We start from the raw sequence: 21,621 nt of genomic DNA, 5'->3' as shown, positions 1-21,621 counted from the left end.
GCCCCGGGTAGCCCCGGCCGTGACCGATCACCTGATCGTCACCCCGCGCCTGCGCACCCACGCCAGCGCGGCGACCGTTCCGGCGACCCAGATGGCCACGGCGATGGCCAGGTGCACGAAGCTCTTGGTGTCGCGCCCGAACACCGGCCAGATCAACGACGGCACCTGGGTCCAGAGCACTTTGTGCTCAACCCCGTTCATCGGGTCGGCGACGTAGTACACCAGGTACGGCAGCGTCAGGGCCGCCAGCCAGCCGCCGATGCGGCGCCGGTCGCCGCGCTGGCGCCACCGCCGGATCAGCGGCTCGACGCCGACCGGGTGCAGCACCGAGATGAGGTTGCCCAACCCGAGCCAGGACAGGATGGGCACTGCAACGGTGGGGATCGTGATCCCCAGCCGTGCCGGTGTTTCCAGGTAGAGCGTCAACACCATCGCGGTCACCAAGGTGGGCAGCCCCACGATGGCGAGCAGGGCAAGGTTCTTGACCAGCAGGATCCGCCCGACGGGCACGCCGTCGGCCAGGGCCTGCCGGACGCGGTAGTGATCGGCGCCGAGCAGGTTGGTGGTGGTGACGTCGGCCAGCACCCACGACGAGAAGTAGGTGCCCACCAGGATGACCCAGTCGGTGTGGTGGAGGCCGATCGTCAGCGGCTGCACCAGCAGCCACGCCGCGGCGAACACGACGTTGGCGACCACGCCCATCAACCAGGTTCGGGGCGGCGTGAAGGCCCACCGGATCTCCGCCGCCACCGCCGCCCGCAAGCCCGGCGTCTGCAAGCCCCCGGCGGCCCGCCGCGCGGCGGCCGGGCGGGGGGCGGACGCGCGCACGGCGGCGCGCAGCGCGGCACGCGCGCGCGGGTGCATCGACGACGGCAAGTCGGTCATGCGTTCGGCGTGACCACTCCTGGGCGAGGTGATCAAGTGGTGTGCTCCTGGCAATCGGTCGAGCGGCGGGCGGGCCCGAAGTCCATCCCAGGCAGGATAACGGCATGAACCGCAAGCGCGTCGTCATTGCCGGGCTCGGAGATGCGGGTGTCTTGGCCGCGATCCGGCTCTCCGGGTACGCCGATGTCGTCGGCATTTCCGTCAAGCCCGCGCTGGTCAGCGGTCAGGAACTCGGCGTCCGGCTGTCCCGCCCGCACGACTGGGCTCGCGACTACTGGATTCCGTTCGACCGGTTCCGGCGCCTGGACCGGGTGCGGACGGTGCAGGCGGAGCTTAACGGGGTGGACCTGGCCGCCCGCACCGTCTTTGGCAAACGCGCCGACGGCTCGACCCTGGCCGAGGAGTACGACGCGTTGATCATCTCGACCGGGGTGAGCAACGGCTTCTGGCGCCGCCCGACGCTGCAGTCGGCCGCCGAGGTCGGCGCGGAGCTGCGCATCGCGCATGACCGGCTGGCGGCCGCCGGTTCGATCATCGTCGTGGGCGGCGGCGCGGCCGCGGTGAGCAGCGCGCTCAACATGGCCACCACCTGGCCGGGCAAGCGGATCGACCTGTACTTCCCCGGGGAAGGCGCGCTGGAGGGGCACCATCCCCGGATTTGGCGCCGGCTTCGCGGACGGCTCGGCGGCCTGGGCGTGGGCATCCATCCGGGGCACCGCGCGGTACTGCCCGACGGGTTCGCGGGCGACGAGATCACCGGCGAACCGGTGCGCTGGATCACCGGGCAGCCCCCGGCGTGCGCCGACGCGGTGCTGTGGGCGATCGGGCGGGTGCGGCCCAACACCGGTTGGCTGCCGCCTGACCTGCTCGACGAGCGCGGCTTCGTGCGCGTGACGCCGGAGCTGCGAGTGCCCGGTCACCGAGGCGTCTTCGCGGTCGGCGACGTCGCGGCGACCGATCCTCTGCGCAGCTCGGCCCGCAACCGCGGCGACGCGCTGGTGGCCCGCAACGTGCGCGCCGAGCTCAGCGGCGGGCGGCTGGGGGCCTACCGGGCGCCGGCGCGGCGATGGGGCTCGCTGGTGGGGATACAACCCGACGGGTTGGAGGTCTTTCTGCCCACCGGCCACGCGTTCCGGTTCCCGTCGTGGTCGGTCGAGCGCGTCGTGATGCCGTGGATCGTGAGGTGGGGCATGTATCGCGGTGTGCGGGAGAACAATCCGCTGGCGTGAGGAGTGGCCGGATCAGCCGCCGTTGAGCAGCAGCATGAGCCCGTAGTCCATGTGGATCTGCTGGTGGCAATGCAGCAGTGACGGGCCGGGCTGGTCGGCGACGAAGTCGACGTCCATGCTCTGGTAGCCGCCGAGCATCGCGACGTCCTTGCGCACGCCGGCCGTTGGCGTGCCGGCGATTCGGGTGATCTCGAACGTGTGCCGGTGCAGGTGCATGGGGTGCATGTCGTCGCTGGCATTGCGGAAGCGCAGCCGGTAGCGCTTGCCGCGTTGCACGTCGAGCACCGGCCGATTGGTGTCCATGGAAAACGGCGTGCCGTTGAAGGTCCAGACGTTGAACCCGTTGTCGGCGGCATTGCGCTTCTCGATCAGCAGCTCGATCGTGCGCTCGGGCGGCGGGAGGGGGGCGGGTTGCGCGAACAGCCGGTAATCCCACTTGAACGACGGCGGCGGCGCCCACTGCGGATCCCCGCCCCGCCCGGCATATTCCACGACGACGCCCATCCCGTGGTTTCGGTCGTCGTCGGACACGTCCCCCAGCACCCACACGCCCGGGTTAGTCATGGCGACCAGGGCCGAAATCCGTTCGGCCGCACCGAGCCACAGCACCGGCACCGACGCGGCGTTGGGTACCGGGTTTCCGTCCAGCGCGACCACGGTGAAAGTGTGGCCCGGCAGCGCCAGGCTCCGGGTTTCCGTGGCGCTGCCGTTCAGCACGTGCAGCAGCACCCGCTGACCGGTGCGCACCCGGATCGGCTCGCCGTGGCCCAGCATCCGCCCGTTGACGGCGAACGCCCCATAACCGACCTCGTAGCCACGCGGGTCGCCGCGGGCCAGCGACGCCGCCATCGACGACTCGCCTTTGTCTTTCAGGTCCGGCTCCTGGTCGCCGGCCAGGAAGTCGGCGGCCATGTCGCCCCCGCGGGTGAGACTGGGCTCGAATTCCTTGAGCGTCAGGAAGATCTCTTGGTCGTAGGCGCCGACGTTCTGCCGGGGCTCGATGTAGACGGGGCCGACCAGACCGCTGTATTGGCCGCGGGACAGGTCGGCGCGCGGCACCACGTGGGTGTGGTAGAAGCGGAAACCCGCCGGGCCCGGCACGAAGGAAACCCGCCGCGTGCCGTGTGCGGGGATGTAGGGCGTTCCCTCCTCGGCGGAGCCGTCGACGTCGACGCCGACGTGCTGGCCGTGCCAGTGCAACTGCTCGGGTGAATCCGTGTCGTTGAAGATCTCCACCGTGGTTCGACGGCCCTCGGTGAACCGCAGCAGCGGGCCCGGGAACTGGCCGTTGTAGGTCACGGTCGACACGACGTGACCCGGGGCCAATTCCACGGCGGCGGTGCCGATCCGCAGGGTGTAATCGGGCTTGCCGCCGGGCGGTACGGGCGGCGCGCACGCCGCCACGGCGCCGGTGCTTCCGCTTGCGGCCAGCGCGGCCAGGCCGCCCCACTTCAAGAAGTCACGCCGATCGAGGGGCACGGTGATCACCTTGGCGGAGAAGCGTCGAGGGCGGGCAGCAGGAATGCGATGCGGTCGTCCAATTCGCTTGCCACCCGGTCGAATTCCGGGTACCCAGCGCCGTCGGCCGAGGGGTCGGGCAGGCTCCAGTGCGTCGTCGTGTCCAGGCCATGGTCGTGCGCGTACTCGCGGACCTTGTCGCAGAGGGTGATCACGCAATCGAAGCTGCGCCGGGCGACCGCGGTCAACGGGCGGGGCCGGCGCCCGGCGAGGTCGATGCCGTACCTGTCACGCATGACGCGTACCGCGTTCGGGTGCAGGTGCGGCTTGGGATGGCTGCCCGCGCTCGCGGCGCGAATGCGGCCCTGCCCTCGCCTCTCGAGCAGCGCTTCGGCCATGGGTGAGCGCGCGCTGTTGCCGGTGCACAGGAACAGCACCGACCGTCCCGCCGGCGGGGCGAGCGGCGCGGCCGCCAGGGCGGGATGCAGCGCCGCGGCCGCGTCGCGGAACGCCCCCGCGCACCCTGCCAGGTTCAGGCGGTAGTAGGTGTCTCGGCCGTCGAAACTGCTGCGCCGCGCGTCGACCAGGCCGGCCGAGCGCAGTAGCCGCAGGTGATACGAGACGAGGTTTTGCGGCTCGCCCACGGCGGCGGCCAATTCCCGCACCCGGTGGTCGCCGCCCGCGAGTTCGGTCAGCAGCGCCCAGCGCACCGGGTGCGACGCCATCTGCATCAGCTGGGGAACCACAGCCCGATCGGTCGCCGGCACCCCTCGGACAATACATCAAGTTGATTTGATAGGTTAGACGCTGCGTGCGCGGGGAGGAGACCGATTGGGCGACAACGACACCGGCGAGCTTCGCCGAAGCCTGGGTGTGTTCGACGCGGTAGTGATCGGGCTGGGGTCCATGGTCGGCGCCGGGATCTTCGCCGCTCTCGGCCCGGCCGCCCGCGCCGCGGGATCCGGCCTGCTGCTGGGCCTGGCGTTGGCGGCGTTGGTGGCCTATTGCAACGCCACCTCCTCGGCCCGGCTGGCCGCTCGCTACCCCGCCTCCGGCGGCACTTACGTGTACGGCCGCGAGCGGTTGGGCGACTTCTGGGGATATCTGGCGGGTTGGGGTTTTGTCGTCGGCAAGACCGCCTCGTGCGCGGCGATGGCCCTGACCGTCGGCTCTTACGCGTGGCCGTCGCAGGCGCACGCGGTGGCGGTCGCCTCGGTGGTCGCGCTGACGGCGGTGAACTATGCCGGGGTGCAGAAGTCGGCGTGGCTGACTCGCGTCATCGTCGCGCTGGTGTTGGCCGTGCTGGCCGCGGTGATCGTCGCCTCATTCGCGTCGGGAACGGCCGACGCCGAACAACTTCGCCCGTTCGGTACCACGATCGGTGGGGTGGTTCAGGCCGCCGGGCTGCTGTTCTTCGCCTTCGCCGGCTACGCGCGCATCGCGACCCTGGGCGAGGAGGTGCGCGACCCGGCGCACACCATTCCGCGGGCGATCCCGCTGGCGCTCGGCATCGCCCTGGCCGTCTACGCCCTGGTGGCGGTGGCCGCGGTCTCGATGCTGGGGCCCCGCCGGCTCGGCCAGGCGACGGCGCCACTGGTTGACACCGTGCGGGCGGCCGGGACCGGCTGGCTCGTTCCCGTCGTGCAGGTGGGCGCGGCGGTCGCGGCGCTGGGCTCGCTGCTGGCATTGATCCTCGGCGTCTCGCGCACCACCTTGGCCATGGCCCGCGACCACCACCTCCCCCACGGGCTGACCGCCGTGCACCCCAGTTTCCGGGTGCCGCACCGCGCCGAGTTGCTGATCGGCGCCGTCGTGGCGGTGTTGGCCGCCGCCGTCGACCTCAGGGGCGCGATCGGCTTCTCCTCGTTCGCCGTGTTGATCTATTACGCGGTCGCCAACGCCTCCGCGTTCACCCTCCGGCCGGACGAGGGCCGTCCGGTCCGCGCGATCCCCGCGATCGGGCTTCTCGGATGTGTCGTTCTGGCGTTCGCGATGCCGCTGTCGTCGGTGCTCTCCGGCCTCGTGGTGCTCGCCGTCGGCGTCGCCGCCTACGCGATTCGGCGGGCCTTAAGGGATTCCGATCACCAGGAGGCCGCACATGATTAGCCCCGGATCCCGACTCACACCGGTGCTCTCGACGCGCGCCCCGGCCGCGGTGGTGCTGATTCGTTTCTATGTGGGACTGGTGTTCGCTTGCGAGGGCGTTCTGAAGTTTCTTCGACCGGCCGCACTGGGCACCGGCAGGTTCGAGAAGGCGGGCATCCCGGCGCCTGCGTTCTTTGCCACCCTGGACGGAGCTTTCGAGATCGGCTGCGGCACGCTGATCCTCCTCGGGCTGCTGACCCGGCTGGCCACCGTGCCGATGATCGTCGACATGCTCGGGGCGTTGTTCATCACCAAGCTGCCCCTCTTCTGGTGCCAGGCCCCGCTCTTCGGCGGCGAACACGGGTGGTGGGACTTCATCCACGAATCCCGCGTCGACCTGGCCCAGCTGTGCGGCAGCCTGTTCCTGCTGTTCGCAGGGGCCGGCGCCCTGTCGCTGGACGCCCGGCTCGCCGGGTCGGCGCTGCGGTCGCCACCGACGGCCACGTGAGGTTGCGCGCTGATTCGAGAAGTGTTTATATAGAAGAATGTCGAATCAAGCGCAGACGTGCTGTGCGACGCTGGGGTCGGCCGCCATGGATGAGTCGCAGGCGTCCGAACTGGCGGGCATGTTCAAGGCGCTGGGCGATCCGGTACGCCTGAGGTTGTTGAGCCTGATCGCCAGCCACCCCGGCGGCGAGGCCTGCGTCTGCGAGATATCGGCGACCTTCGATCTGTCGCAGCCAACAATTTCCCATCACCTCAAGCTGCTGCGTTCAGCCGGGCTGCTGGACTGCGAGCGGCGCGGCACCTGGGTGTACTACTGGGTGATTCCCGCTGCGCTGCAGCGGCTTTCGTCGGTGCTGCGGCCATGACCGACACCCGCGCCCCGGCGCCCACCACGGCGGCGACCCGCCTCCCCACGCTGGACCGGCTGCTGCCGTTATGGATCGGCGCGGCGATGGCCGCCGGCCTGTTGCTCGGCCGAGTCGTTCCGGGCCTCGGTTCGGCCCTGAGCGCCGTTGCCATTCAGGGCATTTCGCTGCCGATCGCGCTCGGGCTGTTGGTCATGATGTATCCGGTGCTGGCCAAGGTCCGCTACGACCGGCTCGACGAGGTCACCGCCGACCGGAAGCTGATCGTGTCGTCCGTGTTGCTCAACTGGGTGGTCGGTCCCGCGGTGATGTTCACGTTGGCCTGGTCCCTGCTGGGCGACCTGCCCGAGTACCGCACCGGCTTGATCATCGTCGGGCTGGCCCGCTGCATCGCCATGGTCATCATCTGGAATGACCTCGCCTGCGGGGACCGCGAGGCCGCCGCCGTGCTGGTCGCGCTGAATTCGCTGTTCCAGGTGGTCATGTTCGCCGCGCTGGGCTGGTTCTACCTGTCGGTGCTGCCCGGCTGGCTGGGCCTGCCCCAAACCGGCATCCACGTCTCGCCCTGGCAGATCGCCAAGGCCGTGCTCATCTTCCTCGGCATCCCGCTGCTGGCCGGATACCTCTCGCGCCGGCTGGGCGAACGATTCCGGGGCCGCGACTGGTATGAGACGCGGTTCCTCCCCCGCATCGGGCCTTGGGCCCTGTACGGGCTGCTGTTCACCATCGTGATCCTGTTCGCCCTGCAGGGCCACGAGATCACTTCCCGGCCATGGGACGTGGCCCGGATCGCCATCCCGCTGCTGGCCTACTTCGCGATCATGTGGGCGGGCGGGTATGCTCTGGGACTCCTGTTGCGCCTCGGCTACGCCCGCACGACCACCCTGGCGTTCACCGCCGCCGGCAACAACTTCGAACTGGCCATCGCGGTGGCCATCGCGACCTACGGCGTCACGTCCGGGCAGGCCCTCGCCGGGGTGGTCGGCCCGCTGATCGAGGTGCCCGTCCTGGTCGGGCTGGTCTACGTTTCGCTCGCGCTGCGCCCCCGGCTGTTCCGGGCCGATTCAACCCAAGGAGCCCCCGATGACCGGTAAGCCCAGCGTCCTATTCGTCTGCGTGCACAACGCCGGCCGCTCACAGATGGCCGCCGCCCTGCTGAGCCAGATGTCCGACGGTCGCATCGAAGTCCGTTCGGCCGGAACCCAGCCCGCCGACGAGATCAACCCCGTTGCGATCGCCGCCATGGCCGAGCGGGGCATCGACATCACGGCCGCCAGCCCGAGGCTCCTCACCGGCGACGACGTGCAGACCAGCGACGTGGTGATCACCATGGGCTGCGGCGACACCTGCCCCTACTTTCCGGGGGTGTCCTACCGCGACTGGACAGTGCCCGACCCCGCCGGCCAACCGCTGGCCACCGTGCGCGCCATCCGCGACGACATCGCCCAGCGGGTGGCGGCGTTGATCGCCGAACTCCTGCCCGCCCCCACCCCCTAGCCCGCACCCGAAAGAAAGGACACCTCATGTCTCGCGTGCAACTCGCCCTCAACGTCGACGACCTCGAGGAGGCGATCGCGTTCTACTCCAAGCTGTTCGACACCGCACCGGCCAAGGTCAAACCCGGCTACGCGAATTTCGCGATCGCCGAACCCCCGCTCAAGCTGGTGCTGCTCGAGAACCCCGGCCACGGCGGCAGCCTCAACCACCTCGGCGTGGAAGTCGGCTCCAGTGAGACCGTGCACGCCGAAATCGCCCGGCTCGGCGACCGGGGGCTGGTCACCGACGAGCAGCTCGACACCACCTGCTGCTTCGCCACGCAGGACAAGGTGTGGGTCAGCGGTCCCGGCGGGGAACGGTGGGAGGTCTACACCGTCATCGCCGACTCGGAGACCTTCGGAGACACCGCCGACGAGCCCTGCTGCCAGGCCTAGGGGCACCGCCGGGTGGTTGCCCCTCGGTTCGATTGGGAAGACTGACCGGATGACCAACCCGGGAGAAGACGCGTTCGAGAAACTGGTCGGCCTGCTGAATTACCCGATGTACGTGGTGACCACGCGGGCCGACGACGTCTCGGCGGGCTGTCTGGTCGGGTTCGCCAGCCAGACCAGCATCCACCCGCCCCGATTCCTGGTCGGCCTGTCCAAGAAGAACCACACGTTCCGGGTCGCCACCGAGGCGACTCACCTGGCGGTGCACCTGTTCGACCACGACCACCTCGACGTCGTGGAGCTGTTCGGCAGCCAGACCGGCGACACGGTCAACAAGTTCGACCGCTGCTCCTGGCACACCGGCCCGGCGGGGGTGCCCATTCTCGACGACGCCGCCGCATGGTTCGTCGGCGAGATTCTCGACAGGTTCTCGCTGGGCGACCACGTCGGGCACCTGCTCGCACCGGTGGACGGCCGCCCGCCGCATGAGCTCGAACGCTGGGTGTCCTTCGGCGACGTCCGCCACCTGGAACCCGGCCACGAGGCGTAGCCGTGGGTCCCCGGGTGGGCACCGTCGCCGGCGTCACCGAACTCGCGTCGTTCTACGCCGATCCCCCGCACGGGGTGCGGGCCAACATGATCTTCAGCGCCGACGGGGCCGCCGCGTTCGGCGGCCGGGCCGGTCCGCTGTCGTGTCCCGCCGATCAGCAGCTGCTGAAAATCCTGCGCGGCTTCGCCGACGTCGTCCTGGTGGGCGCCGGGACCGCGCGCGCCGAGAACTACGGCCCGGTGCGGCTCACCGAGCCGGGGCGGACCGCGCCGCCCCCGGTCGCGGTGATCAGCCGCAGCGGCCAACTGCCGTCGAGGCTGTTGGCGGACCCCGACCGGCCACCGATCGTGGTGACCTGCGCGCAGGCCGCGGCGGCGCGCGACCACCCCGGCGACGACGGCGGGCGGCAGGTGCTGCTGGCCGGCGAGGACTCCGTGGACGTGGCGCGCGCCGTCGCGCTGCTGCGCGAGCGGGGCATGCGCCGCATCCTGTGCGAGGGCGGCCCGACTGTGCTCGACGAGCTGGTGGAGGCCGGCCTGGTCGACGAGATCTGCGTGACGCTGGCCCCCAAGCTCGCGGCCAGCCAGCCGGTGGGCCACCGCCTGATGCCGTCGCCGTTGCGCACCCCGGTCGCGATGCGCCTCGAACACGCGCTGGTCTTGGAGGACTACCTGTTCCTGAGGTACCGCCGCTGATCAAGCGGGGCCGCGAGCGCCCGGTGCTGTCAGCGCGGCCCCATCATCCCGCCGGGGCCCATCATCCCGCCGGGCCCTCGCATGCACCCGGGCCCCATCATTCCCCGCATCATCGCCGGCATGCCGTCTTGGACGAACCCCGTCACCTCACGGGCGTGGGCACGGATCACCTCGGCGAGCGCGGGGTCATCGGAGGTCTCCTCGGCGATGACGCCCGTGGGAGTCAGCGTCAGCTGCCGGCGGTAACCACCGGCGTTGCGGAACAGCGTCGGCAGGCTCTGGCTCATACACATCACCTCGGTGCCCTGGTCGAGATGCGCATACATGCTCGACACGTGCGCGTGCAGTTGCGCGGTCAGATCGGGAGCCGCCGATTGCGTTGTGGTGCGAACGCCGCCCGGGATCTCTTCAACCGTGCGGGTGATCTCCGTGTGCCGGTTGAACATGTCCATGTAGAGCCGCATGTCGGCGTGACCGGCGCCCATCATGCCGCCACAGTCGGCCAGGCGGATCCGCAGGCCGGGCCCGGCGGCGACGCGCACCGCGTATCCGATGCCCACCGCCGCGCTCGCGCCGAGCGCCGCGAGTGCCGCCCGTCGGCTGAATCCGGCCATCCTGGCCTCCTAGCTCAAAGCTCTCCGAAAGCCTTAACCGTCAACGGTTTTCGAACCGGAGACGTCCACCTGCTGGGCTACCTCACGACCGAAACGGCGGAGCCGCAACGAATTTGTCACGACGCTGACCGAGGAGAAGCCCATCGCCGCGCCGGCCACCACGGGATTCAGTGACCCCAGGGCGGCGAGCGGTATGGCGGCGGTGTTGTAGCCGAAGGCCCACCCGAGGTTCTGGTAGATGGTGCGCAGCGTCTGCCGGGACAGCTGAATCGAGCGCACCACACCGTCGAGCCGGTCGGACATCAGCGTGATGTCGGAGGCCTCGATGGCCACGTCGGTACCCGTGCCGATTGCAATGCCCAGATCGGCTTGCACCAGGGCGGGGGCGTCGTTGACCCCGTCGCCGACCATGGCGACAACCCGACCCTCGTCCTGAAGCCGGCGCACCTCGGCGACTTTGTCCTGCGGCAGCACCTCGGCGAGCACGCGGTCGATGCCGAGTTGTTCGGCGATGGCGTGAGCCGTGCGGGCGTTGTCACCCGTGATCATGGCGACCTGAAGCCCCATGTCATGCAGCTGCCGGACCACGCCGGCGGCGTCGTCTTTCACCGTGTCGGCCACGGCGAGCACGCCGACGACGTGGCCGTCCTGGCCGACGAACACCGCCGTCCGCCCCTGCCCCTCCAGCTCGGCGGCCGCCGCCGCGAGGTCGTCGGGCAGCTGCAGATCCTGCTCGTCGACCAGCTTGCGCCGCCCGACGACGACGGACTTGCCGTCCACCTCGGCGCGCACCCCGTGCCCGGCGATGCTGTTGAACGCGATGGCGGCCGGAACTGTCAGCCCCCGCTCCCGCGCCGCGGCGACGATCGCCGCGCCGATGGGATGTTCGGAGCCCGACTCGACGGCGGCGGCGATCCGCAGCACCGGATCGGGCTGGCGCCGCTTGCCCACGACGACGTCGGTCACCCGCATCTGGGCGCGGGTGAGGGTGCCGGTCTTGTCGAACACCACCGTGTCGACCCTCTTCGACGCTTCCAGCACCTCGCCACCCTTGACGAGGATCCCGAGGTCGGCGCCACGCCCGGTGCCGACCATGATCGCCGTGGGGGTGGCCAGGCCCAGCGCACAGGGGCAGGCGATGATCAGGACCGCGACCGCGGCGGTCATGCCGGCGAGCGGGTTGGCGGCGAGCAGCGTCCAACCCGCAAAGGTCGCGACGGCGACCCCGATCACCGCGGGGACAAACACGGACGAGACGCGATCGGCCAGTCGCTGTACCGGGGCCTTGCCGCCCTGTGCCTGCTCCACCAGGCGGACAATCTGGGCCAGGGCCGTGTCGGCCCCGACTGCGGTGGCGCGCACGGTCAAGATTCCGTCGGTGTTGACCGTCGCTCCGGCAACGTGGTCGCCCACCGATTTCTCGACGGGAACCGACTCGCCGGTCAGCATCGACTCGTCGACGGCGGCGCGCCCGTCGACGATCTCGCCGTCGACGGGAATCTTCTCGCCGGGGCGCACCCGCACCAGGTCGCCGACCCGGACCTGATCGATCGGTACGAGGAGCTCCGCGCCGTCGACGAGCAGGGTGGCCTCCTTCGCACCCATCTCGAGCAGCTTGGTGATGGCCTCCCTCGCCTTGCCTTGGGCGCGTGCCTCGAAATAGTGCCCCAACACGACGAACGCGATGATCAGCGCCGAGGTGTCGAAGAACAGGGGTCCACCGACGAACAACTGGTAGGTGGAGTAGACGAACGCGGTCAGTGTGCCCAGCGCGACGAGCGTGTCCATGCTGGACGTCCCCGCCAGCGCCTGCTGTGCCGCCCCCTTGAGGAAGGGCCACCCGGCGACGAACTGCACCGGCACCGTCGCGGCGAAGGCCAGCCAACCGGCCCACGGATAGGCGCCGAAGACCATCGTCGACGCCATCGCCACCAGCCCCAACGGGAAGGCCAGCAACACCCGGCGCAGCCACCTGCGTCGCTCGCGCCTGCTCTGCTCGTCGGCCGACAGCGTTCCCCCGGTGACCGGCGCGGCACCGCAGCCGCCGCAACTCGCGGCATCGGCCGAATCCTCCGACGCGCGAGGCCGCAGGCCAAAGAGCGCCAACCCGATGCCGCTCGCTATCCTGCTCACCACCCCCGTCTTGGGGATGTCGACCGAGTGCGGAGCGCGCACGGGCACGAGCTCCGCGGGGACGTGTTCGGCTTCGGCGATCGCCGTGAGCACGGCGGTGGTGTCGCACTGCTCGGGCGAATACCAGATCACCACCGACGCCGTTCGCGGATAGGCCTGCACGGCTTGCACGCCGGCCACCCGGGCGACACTCTCCTCGATCGCGACGGCACGGATCGCGTCGACAGGAAATCCCTTGACGTGCACCCGCATCCGGCCGGATGCGTCCGATACCACCTTCAGGGCGACGTCGACGCCGCCCAGGACAGCAGTGGTCATTCGCCGTCGCCCGGGCCCGCCACCGTCAGCGGCGCACCTTCCTGACCGGCACGCTCCCTCGCCTCCGCCATCACGTCGGCGACGGTCAGTCGAGCCTGCTCGGCGCTTCGCCCCGCCTTGCGCTCCGCCTCGCGAGCGACCCGGATGCCCCAGGCCGTGGCCACCACGGTGACCTTCCGCCACGGGGCCTTCGCCAAGGCCTCGTAGGCGGCGGCCCCCACCACCCCGGTCACCACCGTCGGCATCGCCTTTGCCACAAATCCATGCAGCGCCATGGTTTACCCATCCCTTCGTCTCGTTGCCCGGTCACAGCGTGCCGTCGTCGGCACGGCAAATCCTGTCGTCAACTGCCGCTTCCGGCCGTCGCCGGCTCGTTGTCGTTGGCCTCGCCGACCGCGGCACCGGTGAGTTGCGCCTGCGGGCCGGTCAAAGCGGGTGTGAACTTGACCGCGTCGATCAGTTCGTCGATAGCGGCTTGACCACGGCCATCGATCACCGCGGCGGAGAAACACGTCTCCAGGTGGTTGTGCAGCATCACCCGGTTCGCGCGTTCGAGCGAGGACTGAACCGCGGAGATCTGCTTCATCACGTCGACGCAGTAGGCGTCGGACTCCACCATCCGGATGATCCCGTCGAGGTGGCCGCGGACCGTCTTGAGCCGATTCAGCGCCGCGCGCTTCTTGTCCGTCAGGTCTTCGCCCATATCCGCTCTCCAACTGTCGTCGTCCGGACCTCTGCCGCCAACATACCCTACCCCACCGGGGGTGGGGTAGGGTGACGACCAAGATGATGGTCGGGACATCAAGGAAGGGAGCTGGGCGGGTGGAGGAAAGCCGACGACGGGCGTGGTCGTGGACCGATATCTGGTTGCCGGCGATCCTGCTGGCCGTAGCGGGTCTGGGTTGGTGGTGGTCGGTGGCCAGCGCCGCGACCATGCGGGGCGACTCGATGCAGATGGATGCCCAGTCCGCGATGTCGCTGGCCGCATTCCTCATCGCGTGGGTGGCGATGATGGCCGCGATGATGCTGCCTCCCGTCCTGCCCGTCGTCCGGCGCTACGCCCACACCGCCGCCGGCAAGGTCGCGCCGGCGATCATGTTCGTCAGCGGATATCTGGGCTTGTGGGCCGCGGTGGGCATTCCGGCCTATCTGGCGTCGGTCCGCCTGGATCCGATGGTCCACACGTGCTCATGGGTTGGCCGCGTCGCCGGCGCGGTGGCCGTGCTCGCGGGTCTGCACCAGCTCACGCCCTTCAAGGCGACGTGCCTGCGGCATTGCCGCCGGCCGGTCTCCGCCCCCGCCGGGTCCGCCCACCTCAGCGGGGCCGGCCGCGCATTTGTCGCCGGCGGCCGGTACGGCCTCTACTGCGTCGGTTCCTGCTGGATGCTGATGCTGTTGCTGATCGCCTTCGGCACAATGCAATTGGCGTGGATGCTGGCGCTGGCGGTGGCGATCTGGCTGGAGAGGTCGACCCCGTTCGGCGATCAACTGAGGCGCGTGACGGCGGCGGCCCTGATACCTCTCGGCATCGCGTTGCTGGTGCACCCGGCATTCGTCAGCCACCTGATGTCCTGATCTCGGCCCAGCAGGTGGCAGCAGGTGGCCCGGCCGGCCGAGCTGTCGGGCAGCGCTCGAAATGCAGCGAATGCGCTCGCTTCCTATGATGGAAATGCCCGGTTTCACCCTCACATCGAATCGCCTGCGCGGCATCGTTTTCAGTCCCTCGCCGTCCACTTTCTCGAGCCACACAGAGGAGGACCATCGGCCAGGTGAGCAGCTCAAAAGACGATCACGACTACCGCAACCTGGCGGTGAACCGGCTGCGGCCCAGCGAACTTCAGTGGGCGCTGAACCATGACTCCGTGCACGGGATCGCGTACGCCTTCAAGAATCCCGTCGCCGTCGCCGAGTCCATCGACGATCCGGACGACGACCGCCTGACGTACCTGATCCGCGTCCGGCGCGACGACCTGGCCAACGCGCTGGGCAAGATCAACAACTGGATCACCGAAAACCCCGGCCCCGCCGGGATGCAGGCCTTCGGATTCGTCCGGGCGCTGTCCCGCGAGGGGCTCACCGAACGCAGCGGCGGTGACGACGAACCCCGTTGACCACGCACCGTCGAATTAGCTGGCTTTCGCTATTCGCCGTGCTTGGCGGCCAGTGAGACCTTAGCCTTATGCCTGCGCACGGTCGGTGGCTGAGGAGTCGGGATGGGTGACACGACCGCGGATTCGCGGGAGGGCTCGCAGTTCGGTCCGTATCGGCTGCGGCGGCTGGTCGGCCGCGGCGGCATGGGTGACGTCTACGAGGCCGAGGACACGGTCCGGGAGCGCATCGTGGCGCTGAAGTTGATGTCGCAGACGCTGTCCAACGACCCCGTCTTCCGCTCCCGCATGCAGCGCGAGGCGCGCACCGCGGGCCGGCTGCAGGAACCGCACGTCGTCCCGATTCATGATTTCGGCGAGATCGACGGTCAGCTCTATGTCGACATGCGGCTGATCGACGGCAAGGACCTGGGCACCATGCTGAGCCGGTACGGGCCGCTGTCCCCGCCGCGGGCGGTGGCCATCGTGCGCCAGATCGGCTCGGCGCTCGACGCCGCGCACGCCGCCGGGGTGCTGCACCGCGACGTCAAGCCGGAGAACATCCTGGTGAGCGGCGACGACTTCGCCTACCTCGTCGACTTCGGGATCGCCAGCGCCACGTCCGACGAGAAGCTGACGCAATTCGGCACCACGGTGGGAACCGTCAAGTACATGGCCCCCGAGCGGTTCAGCGACGCCGAGATCACCCATCGGGCCGACATCTACGCCCTGGCCTGCGTGCTCTACGAGTGCTTGACCGGATCCCCGCCGTACACCGGCGACCAGGTCAGCGTGATGGGCGCCCACCTGCACCAGGCGATCCCCCAGCCCGGCGCCGCGCGGCCCGGCATCCCGGCCGCGTTCGACGCGGTGATCGCGCGCGGGATGGCCAAGGATCCCGCGGACCGCTACGCCACCTGCGGTGACCTGTCCGTGGCCGCCTACGCGGCGCTGGCCGAACCCGACCGGGACCGCGCCACCGACATCTTGCAGCGCAGCCAGGTGGCGCGGATACCGGCCGCGCTCGCCAGCCAGCAAGCAGCCGGAGTCGCCCAGGCACCCCCGGCGCACGCCCCGGCGTCCGGCCCGATGTGGGCGTCGCCGCCGGCCCCGGTCCCCCAGCCGACGGGCTGGGCGGGGGCCCCCGCATGGGGATCCGCCGGCCCCGTCGGGGCGCCGCCCTGGGGCCAACCACCGCGCCCGCGCCGGAAGCCGTGGCTGTGGGTGGGCATCGCCGGCGTCGCCGTGCTGGCCGTCGTGGGTCTGGTCCTCGCCATCGTCCGGCCGTGGGAGTCGTCGTCCCCGACCGCGCCGACCTCGCAACCGCCGCCACCGGACGCCGTCGCGCTGCGGGTGCTCGACGACGGCGTGTACGTGGGCAGCTCGGCGGCGCCGATGACAATCGACATCTTCAACGAACCCATCTGCCCGCCGTGCGGCAGTTTCATCCGGTCGAACGCGGGCGACATCGACACCGCGGTCAACAACAAGAAGCTCGCGGTGCGCTACCACCTGCTGGACTTCCTCGACGACAAGTCGCACAGCAAGAACTACTCGACCCGGGCAGTCGCGGCGTCGTACTGCGTGGCCGCGCAGAACGATCCCAAGCTGTACACCGCTTTCTATTCGGGCTTGTTCGCCAGCAGCTTCCAGCCGGCCGAGGACGCCGCCGAGGACCGCACCGACGGGGAGCTCGCTTCGCTGGCCAAGTCCGTCGGCGCGGATGCCGACGTCATGACCTGCATCAAATCCGGTGACGATGTCGGCACGGGAAAGGCGAAGTCCGCCAACGGGTATGCGACGCTGTCGGGGCTGAACGCCAATTCCACCCCGTTCGTGTGGGACGGCACCGCGTCGGTGAACTATTCCGACCCGACCTGGCTGACCAAGCTGCTCGGGTGATCGCGTCGCGGGAGCCGAACCACTACGACCCGAGGGCGGCCAGTGCCCGCCGGGCATCGTCGGCGACCGAGGTGTATACGGCGAGCACGTCGCAAAACCCTTGCTGACTATCGCTTTCGACGACCTTGGCGAAGATCGTCGCGCCCGCGACGTCGAGCATGAGGTCGTCGAACGGGGGGATCACCCGTTGCGAGCGGACCCGGACCGCTTCCGCACCGCTCGCGATCAGCTCGGCGGGAAACGGGTCGCCGATGACCTTGTCCTTGATGACCGCCACACCGATGGATATGGGTGCCGGCAGGCGGGTCAGGGCGCGTTCGACGGTGGGTAGCTGGAGGTTGTATTCGCCGGCCAGCCCTCGGACGTCGTGTACCGTGACCGGCTCGGTGATGCCTTTGACGCGCACCTGGAACGACGCCAACGTGGATGCCACATCACGGATCTCGCGATATGCCCAGTCGGACACCAGGACCTGACCACCGACGGAGTGCGATTCGATTCGGGCGACCAGGTTGACCGTTTTGCCGATCGCGGTGTACTTCTGCCGCCGCCGTGACCCGATGGTGCCGACGACGGCCTCCCCGGTGTGTACGCCGATGCCGAGCGCGAGTTCGGGAAGCCCTTCGCGCCGATGGGTGGCGTTGAGGTCATTCATGGCCAGCTGCAGTTCGAGGGCGGCCGCGACGGCGTTCGCGGTGGCGTCGTCGTCGCTGATCGGCGCGCCGAAGAACACGAGCATCCCGTCTCCGAGGATTTCGTTGATCGTGCCGTTCCGGCGGAACATGACCTCGGTCGCGCGTTCGAGATATCCGTTCAGCACCTGCACGACCTGCTCGGGCGGGAGGACTTCGGACAGTCCGGTGAATCCGCGGATGTCAGCCATCAACACGGTCAGCGTGCGGCGTTCACTACCCAGGTGTCCCTCGGGGCAGGCCAGCAGCTGGGCCTTCACCTCCTCGCACACGTACCGCCCGAAGATCTCCTCGACGCGGCGCTTCTGCTCCACCAGCTCGACGGTGCGGCGGCGGGCCTCCTCGCCGGCCTGGAGTTCCCGCACGATCGTGACGGCCTTGGCGATGGTGGCTCGGAGGTCCTCCAGGTCAAGCGGCTTCACCTGGAAATCGAAGGCGCCGCGCATCATCGCGCCCCGGATGTTCCTGGCGTCGTTGTAGGCGGTGAGCACGATGGTCTTGAGGGGCCGGCGCAGCTTTGCGACTTCGGCCAGCAATTCAAGCCCGTTCATCGCGGGCATGTTGAGATCGGTGATCAGGACTTCCAGGTCGGGGCTCTCGTCGACCATCTTCAGGGCCTGCAGCGGGTCCGTGGTGAAGCTGAGGGTGTACTCCCCCCGCTGCAGCTCCTTGCGAAAACGCCCCCGAAAGAGCGCCTGAACGTCCTCTTCGTCGTCGACGACCAACAGGCGCACCGGTTGTGACTTCTCTGCCAATTCAACCCCCAGCCCGCGGTGCGGTTCGTGCGCCTGCATCACACCTCCTGGTCCGGGTGTCAAAGGTCCCGCGTATCGTAACCGAGTCAAAGCATCCGCACATGCGGAATGGCTAACCGCCGCAACATATCTCGAATGTGAACGCTCGGTGTCCGGCAGGCCACGCCGACCCTCCACCACACCCTTTCTGCGGCAACCGGATTCGCCCCTCAACGTACCGCATCCGGCCACTCGGCGGTCATCAATTCTTCACTTTGTGCCGTGGCCCCCCAGGCGAAATGTCCTACACTGCGCATGAATAACGCTGACTCGGTGAGGCGAAGTGGAACCAGAAACCAGTGTCCCGCAGGTGCGGCGCCCCTGGCCGACCAGGAGGATTTTCTGGAACCTCGCCGCGGCGATGATCGGTTTCGGTTTGGCCATCGGCGTGTGGGATCCGTTCATCGCCGTGGCGGACGGCGTGCCCGCCGCCCATGCGATGCGACCGTTCCCGTTCGCCGTCGCCACGGGCGCCGGCATTCTGGTGGGCCTGGTGAACTTCCTCATCGTCAGCCGCGTCGTCGGCCACCGGTTACATGCGGTCTCCACACGGCTGTCGGCGGCCCGCCGGGACATCGCAGACAGCGTGGGAACCGATTCGTGGCAGCCCTTGGCGGACCGTTACGGGTTGCCCGTCTACAGCCAGGACGACTTCGGCCGGACCGCGGCGTGCTTCAACTATCTGCTGAGTTCCATCGATTGGAGCCGGGCGGCCGAACGCGAACTCCGCCTGAGCCTGGTCGAACAGGCCAAGCTCGCCGCCCTGGGGACACTCACCGCCGGCGTCGCTCACGAGACGAAGAACCCGCTCAACTTCGTCGTGAATTTCGCCGAGTTGAACCTCGAGCTGTGCGACGAACTCCGCGAGATCACGACCGGCGACGGTGACGAGCCGGTGTCGGACCTCCTGTCGGATCTCCAGGCGAACTCCACCAAGATCCTCCACCACGCCGAACGGGCGCTGGCCGTCATGGCGACGATGCTTCAGGTCGGTCGATCGGCGGCCGGCGACGCCCATTCGTGTCGTCTCGACCAGATCGTCGAGCAGAGCGCCGCGCTCGCCGAGCATTCCTGGAGAGCCGGCCACCAGGGTGCGCGATGCGCGATTCACGTCGAACTCGACGACGCTGACCCGGTGGTACGCGGCGTCGAAGGCGACCTCGTCCAGGTGATGATCAACCTGGTGATGAACGGGCTCGAGGCCGCCGCTTCGGTCACCGATCGCGTGGGCGAGGTGCGGGTTTCGGTGCAACACGAGGACGGCTGGGCGACCGTCGTCGTCGCCGACAACGGGCCCGGCATCGATCCGGAAGCACTACCCCACATCTTCGAGCCGTTTTTCACCACCAAACACGGCAGCGGCGGCACTGGACTCGGGCTGTCGATCAGCAAGAACATCATCGACAACCTTCACCATGGGCAGCTTGATGTCAGCAGCCAGCCCGGTTCCGGCGCCCGCTTCGTCGTCCGACTTCCGCTGGAGTCCGTGCCCGCGGCGGCCGCGACGCCCGCCTAGGCCGTCACGCGACGAGGTGCGGCTGGGCTTCGAGGGCCGCGCGGGTGGCGGCCCGCCCGGCCTCCAGTGCCGCATCGATCTTCTTGAAGTCCAACGGCCCGATGGCGGAGATGTCGGGCTCGATGACGGCCGCGACCCGCGGAAGTGCGCGCAGATCCCCGCGCGAGGCCGCCAGGTCGACGGCGCGAAGCAGGGTCTCCTGTAGTGGCGGCACGGCGGCGTCGGTCCCGGTGAGCAGATGCCGAACGAGGCGCGGTGGCTGAAGGACCGCCGGAAGCAAGCCGAAACCGTTGGACGGCACGAACTTTCGACGCAAGTCGACACAGATGACCTCACCGTCCTGATCGGCGCACATCACGTCGGCCGGAAGGTTGTTCAGCAGTCCCCCGTCCACGAGGAGCTGCTCGCCGCGTGGCACCGGCGGCAGGAGGCCAGGGATCGAAATCGATGCGCGCACCGCCGTCGACAGCGGCCCGCGCCGGTGCACGATCTGGTTCCCGGTGATCATGTCCGCCGAGACGGAGAAGAACTCCTTGGGCAGGTGCTCGATCAACGCGCTTCCGAAGAACTCGCGCAGCAACCGATCGACACGGGCTCCCCTGGTCAGCGCCACCGCGGGGAGGGTGTAGTCGCTCAGGGGGCTGGTCTGGGCGATGAACTTGCGCGCCGCGGCGGTCGCCTCCGTTGGGGGCAGGCCCAACGCGAACGCGGCGGACGCGATGGCGCCGGCGCTCGTCCCGCCGAACCGATCGATGGCGATCCCCGCCCGGGTGAGTTCCTCGTACACCCCGAAGTGCGCGAGCCCGCGCGCCCCACCGCCGGCCAACACCAAGCCGAGGGAGCGGCCCGCGATCCTGCGGGCGAGGGCTGCGATGCCGTCGTCGCTGTCCGGATGATGCGACACCGGATGCAAGGCGTCCCACCAGCGGGGGTCGGGTTCGGCCGTGGTGATCAAGTGGATCGGCCGCCCGGTGTCGGGTCGATCGAGGTCGGTTGGCGGACGGGTGGGATCCACCAAAACGACGACCCGATCGCATTGCGAGACAACGTATCGTCGCCATTGCTCGCCGGAACCGCGGTCGGCCACCAGCAGCACCCAGTCGTTGCCGCGCTCGACTCGGTCGAGCACCTCGCTGAACGCCTCGACGAAGGCGCCGCCGCCGCCCGCCGCGGCCGTCGTCTCGGGCGGTGGCGCGAGCGCGTCAACCCGGCCGTAACAGGTCAGCCGGGCCACGAGCGCGTCGACCGTCGGCCCGGCGCCGACCTCCCCGGTGGCCAACACCCCGATCACGCGGGGACGCAGCGAACCGTGCACGGAACGCGACTCGCGGAGCATCCGTGCCATCGCCCGGAGCATCGCGAACTGCAGTCGCGGCGCCTTCTCGAGCACCGCGGTGAACACGTCGGCGGCGATCCTCCACACGACGCCGTCCCGGATGGCGCGCACTCCTGCCGACCGAGCGGCCCCGGCGATCAAACCCAGGTCCCCGATCGAGTCACCCGAGGCCATCTCGCGCAGGAGACTGCCGTCGGCGCCGAAGGCCGCGAATCGGCCCGAGTCGATCACGAAGATGGCATCCGATGGGTCGCCCAGCCGGAAGAGCCACTCGCCGGCGGGAACATGCCGGCGCTCCACGGCGGCGCAGAGCCGGTCGAGTTGTTCGTCGTCGATGTCCGCCAGTATCGGAACCTTGCGCAAAGCGGTCCGCGCGTCGGCCGCATGCCACTGCTGGTTAGCGCTCATAAGCCGCCGGACGCATCATCGCTCCTCCGACCGATCACGGAAAGGTGTAGTGGGAGCTTATCGGCAGACCGCGTCGCCGTCCGCGGCAATCGAAAGTCGTTGTGGCGCTGAGCCGTCGA

The 21,621-nt window shown here is 69.4% G+C and carries 20 protein-coding genes and 1 pseudogene; 12 read left to right on the top strand and 9 right to left on the bottom strand.

Annotated features, from left to right (window positions below; translation table 11 throughout):
• Window positions 1-27 precede the first annotated feature (27 nt).
• Complete coding sequence (locus A5713_RS09955) at window positions 28-885, bottom strand: hypothetical protein (RefSeq protein ID WP_197516350.1); 858 nt, start codon at window positions 883-885, stop codon at window positions 28-30.
• A gap of 104 nt (window positions 886-989) precedes the next feature.
• On the opposite strand from A5713_RS09955, the gene A5713_RS09950 reads away from it, so the two are divergent.
• Window positions 990-2,114, top strand: coding sequence for an FAD-dependent oxidoreductase (locus A5713_RS09950; protein WP_068095110.1), 1,125 nt, complete (start codon window positions 990-992; stop codon window positions 2,112-2,114).
• A 12-nt stretch (window positions 2,115-2,126) separates the two neighbouring features.
• Here the strand turns inward: A5713_RS09950 and A5713_RS09945 are convergent, their stop codons facing one another.
• Window positions 2,127-3,599 (bottom strand): multicopper oxidase domain-containing protein, encoded by a 1,473-nt coding sequence (locus tag A5713_RS09945; RefSeq protein WP_068095113.1) that lies wholly within the window; start codon window positions 3,597-3,599, stop codon window positions 2,127-2,129.
• Window positions 3,599-4,339 carry a metalloregulator ArsR/SmtB family transcription factor gene (locus A5713_RS29525; RefSeq protein ID WP_082972874.1) on the bottom strand — a complete coding sequence of 247 codons (741 nt, stop codon included), beginning with the start codon at window positions 4,337-4,339 and terminating at the stop codon, window positions 3,599-3,601. The genes A5713_RS09945 and A5713_RS29525 overlap by 1 nt, the downstream gene beginning before the upstream one ends.
• Window positions 4,340-4,403: 64 nt before the next feature.
• On the opposite strand from A5713_RS29525, the gene A5713_RS09935 reads away from it, so the two are divergent.
• The 7 genes and pseudogenes from A5713_RS09935 (at window position 4,404) to A5713_RS09900 (ending at window position 9,702) form a co-directional block, all read left to right on the top strand.
• The gene (locus A5713_RS09935) at window positions 4,404-5,678 is read left to right on the top strand and encodes an APC family permease (protein WP_068095106.1); all 1,275 of its coding nucleotides are present in this window, start codon (window positions 4,404-4,406) and stop codon (window positions 5,676-5,678) included.
• The gene (locus tag A5713_RS09930; protein WP_068095104.1) at window positions 5,671-6,165 is read left to right on the top strand and encodes a DoxX family protein; all 495 of its coding nucleotides are present in this window, start codon (window positions 5,671-5,673) and stop codon (window positions 6,163-6,165) included. Before A5713_RS09935 ends, A5713_RS09930 begins: the two co-directional genes overlap by 8 nt.
• A 37-nt stretch (window positions 6,166-6,202) precedes the next feature.
• On the top strand, window positions 6,203-6,529 hold the full coding sequence (locus tag A5713_RS09925; RefSeq protein ID WP_067924398.1) for a helix-turn-helix transcriptional regulator: 327 nt from the start codon (window positions 6,203-6,205) through the stop codon (window positions 6,527-6,529).
• Window positions 6,526-8,026, top strand: a pseudogene (arsB, locus tag A5713_RS09920) (ACR3 family arsenite efflux transporter). Before A5713_RS09925 ends, arsB begins: the two are co-directional and overlap by 4 nt.
• 26 nt (window positions 8,027-8,052) lie before the next feature.
• A complete protein-coding gene (locus A5713_RS09910) occupies window positions 8,053-8,460 on the top strand; it encodes an ArsI/CadI family heavy metal resistance metalloenzyme (RefSeq protein ID WP_067924407.1) in 408 nt (135 codons plus the stop codon).
• A gap of 49 nt (window positions 8,461-8,509) precedes the next feature.
• Complete coding sequence (locus A5713_RS09905; RefSeq protein WP_067924415.1) at window positions 8,510-9,007, top strand: flavin reductase family protein; 498 nt, start codon at window positions 8,510-8,512, stop codon at window positions 9,005-9,007.
• 2 nt (window positions 9,008-9,009) lie between these two features.
• Window positions 9,010-9,702, top strand: coding sequence for a pyrimidine reductase family protein (locus A5713_RS09900; RefSeq protein ID WP_068095099.1), 693 nt, complete (start codon window positions 9,010-9,012; stop codon window positions 9,700-9,702).
• 29 nt (window positions 9,703-9,731) lie between these two features.
• Here the strand turns inward: A5713_RS09900 and A5713_RS09895 are convergent, their stop codons facing one another.
• The 4 genes from A5713_RS09895 to csoR all read right to left on the bottom strand — a co-directional run bounded on the left by A5713_RS09895 (window position 9,732) and on the right by csoR (window position 13,470).
• Window positions 9,732-10,316 carry a hypothetical protein gene (locus tag A5713_RS09895; RefSeq protein WP_067924421.1) on the bottom strand — a complete coding sequence of 195 codons (585 nt, stop codon included), beginning with the start codon at window positions 10,314-10,316 and terminating at the stop codon, window positions 9,732-9,734.
• Window positions 10,317-10,349: 33 nt separating this feature from the next.
• Window positions 10,350-12,701: a copper-translocating P-type ATPase gene (locus tag A5713_RS09890; protein ID WP_156751828.1), complete on the bottom strand. Its 2,352-nt coding sequence runs from the start codon at window positions 12,699-12,701 to the stop codon at window positions 10,350-10,352.
• Window positions 12,702-12,763: 62 nt separating this feature from the next.
• On the bottom strand, window positions 12,764-13,042 hold the full coding sequence (locus tag A5713_RS09885; protein WP_067924427.1) for a DUF1490 family protein: 279 nt from the start codon (window positions 13,040-13,042) through the stop codon (window positions 12,764-12,766).
• A gap of 68 nt (window positions 13,043-13,110) precedes the next feature.
• Window positions 13,111-13,470, bottom strand: a complete 360-nt coding sequence (gene csoR, locus A5713_RS09880; RefSeq protein WP_067924430.1) for a copper-sensing transcriptional repressor CsoR — start codon at window positions 13,468-13,470, stop codon at window positions 13,111-13,113.
• A gap of 119 nt (window positions 13,471-13,589) precedes the next feature.
• On the opposite strand from csoR, the gene A5713_RS09875 reads away from it, so the two are divergent.
• The 3 genes from A5713_RS09875 (at window position 13,590) to A5713_RS09865 (ending at window position 16,756) form a co-directional block, all read left to right on the top strand.
• Window positions 13,590-14,342 carry a DUF2182 domain-containing protein gene (locus A5713_RS09875; RefSeq protein ID WP_068095092.1) on the top strand — a complete coding sequence of 251 codons (753 nt, stop codon included), beginning with the start codon at window positions 13,590-13,592 and terminating at the stop codon, window positions 14,340-14,342.
• A gap of 194 nt (window positions 14,343-14,536) precedes the next feature.
• Entirely contained in the window at window positions 14,537-14,878 is a 342-nt protein-coding gene (locus tag A5713_RS09870; protein WP_067924436.1) for a hypothetical protein, read from the top strand.
• Between the two features lie 102 nt (window positions 14,879-14,980).
• A complete protein-coding gene (locus A5713_RS09865; RefSeq protein ID WP_068095089.1) occupies window positions 14,981-16,756 on the top strand; it encodes a serine/threonine protein kinase PknE in 1,776 nt (591 codons plus the stop codon).
• 22 nt (window positions 16,757-16,778) lie between these two features.
• Here the strand turns inward: A5713_RS09865 and A5713_RS09860 are convergent, their stop codons facing one another.
• The gene (locus tag A5713_RS09860) at window positions 16,779-18,242 is read right to left on the bottom strand and encodes an adenylate/guanylate cyclase domain-containing response regulator (RefSeq protein WP_067924439.1); all 1,464 of its coding nucleotides are present in this window, start codon (window positions 18,240-18,242) and stop codon (window positions 16,779-16,781) included.
• Between the two features lie 310 nt (window positions 18,243-18,552).
• On the opposite strand from A5713_RS09860, the gene A5713_RS09855 reads away from it, so the two are divergent.
• Window positions 18,553-19,758 carry a sensor histidine kinase gene (locus tag A5713_RS09855; RefSeq protein ID WP_156751827.1) on the top strand — a complete coding sequence of 402 codons (1,206 nt, stop codon included), beginning with the start codon at window positions 18,553-18,555 and terminating at the stop codon, window positions 19,756-19,758.
• A 4-nt stretch (window positions 19,759-19,762) separates the two neighbouring features.
• Here the strand turns inward: A5713_RS09855 and A5713_RS09850 are convergent, their stop codons facing one another.
• Complete coding sequence (locus tag A5713_RS09850; protein ID WP_068095081.1) at window positions 19,763-21,502, bottom strand: patatin-like phospholipase family protein; 1,740 nt, start codon at window positions 21,500-21,502, stop codon at window positions 19,763-19,765.
• Window positions 21,503-21,621: the final 119 nt, after the last annotated feature.

Source organism: Mycobacterium sp. E2497 (genome assembly GCF_001668695.1).
GTDB lineage: Bacteria > Actinomycetota > Actinomycetes > Mycobacteriales > Mycobacteriaceae > Mycobacterium.
Note: the sequence above shows the minus strand (reverse complement) of the source record. Positions and strands in the feature narration are given on the sequence as shown.

Coding starts and splice junctions, on each gene's coding strand:
- A5713_RS09890 (WP_156751828.1), bottom strand. CDS start 12,701: ATGCGGGTGCACGTCAAGGGATTTCCTGTCGACGCGATCCGTGCCGTC.
- A5713_RS09930 (WP_068095104.1), top strand. CDS start 5,671: ATGATTAGCCCCGGATCCCGACTCACACCGGTGCTCTCGACGCGCGCC.
- A5713_RS09950 (WP_068095110.1), top strand. CDS start 990: ATGAACCGCAAGCGCGTCGTCATTGCCGGGCTCGGAGATGCGGGTGTC.
- A5713_RS09885 (WP_067924427.1), bottom strand. CDS start 13,042: ATGGCGCTGCATGGATTTGTGGCAAAGGCGATGCCGACGGTGGTGACC.
- A5713_RS09905 (WP_067924415.1), top strand. CDS start 8,510: ATGACCAACCCGGGAGAAGACGCGTTCGAGAAACTGGTCGGCCTGCTG.
- A5713_RS09925 (WP_067924398.1), top strand. CDS start 6,203: ATGTCGAATCAAGCGCAGACGTGCTGTGCGACGCTGGGGTCGGCCGCC.
- A5713_RS09865 (WP_068095089.1), top strand. CDS start 14,981: ATGGGTGACACGACCGCGGATTCGCGGGAGGGCTCGCAGTTCGGTCCG.
- A5713_RS09860 (WP_067924439.1), bottom strand. CDS start 18,242: ATGCAGGCGCACGAACCGCACCGCGGGCTGGGGGTTGAATTGGCAGAG.
- A5713_RS09850 (WP_068095081.1), bottom strand. CDS start 21,502: ATGAGCGCTAACCAGCAGTGGCATGCGGCCGACGCGCGGACCGCTTTG.
- A5713_RS09955 (WP_197516350.1), bottom strand. CDS start 885: ATGACCGACTTGCCGTCGTCGATGCACCCGCGCGCGCGTGCCGCGCTG.
- A5713_RS09910 (WP_067924407.1), top strand. CDS start 8,053: ATGTCTCGCGTGCAACTCGCCCTCAACGTCGACGACCTCGAGGAGGCG.
- csoR (WP_067924430.1), bottom strand. CDS start 13,470: ATGGGCGAAGACCTGACGGACAAGAAGCGCGCGGCGCTGAATCGGCTC.
- A5713_RS09895 (WP_067924421.1), bottom strand. CDS start 10,316: ATGGCCGGATTCAGCCGACGGGCGGCACTCGCGGCGCTCGGCGCGAGC.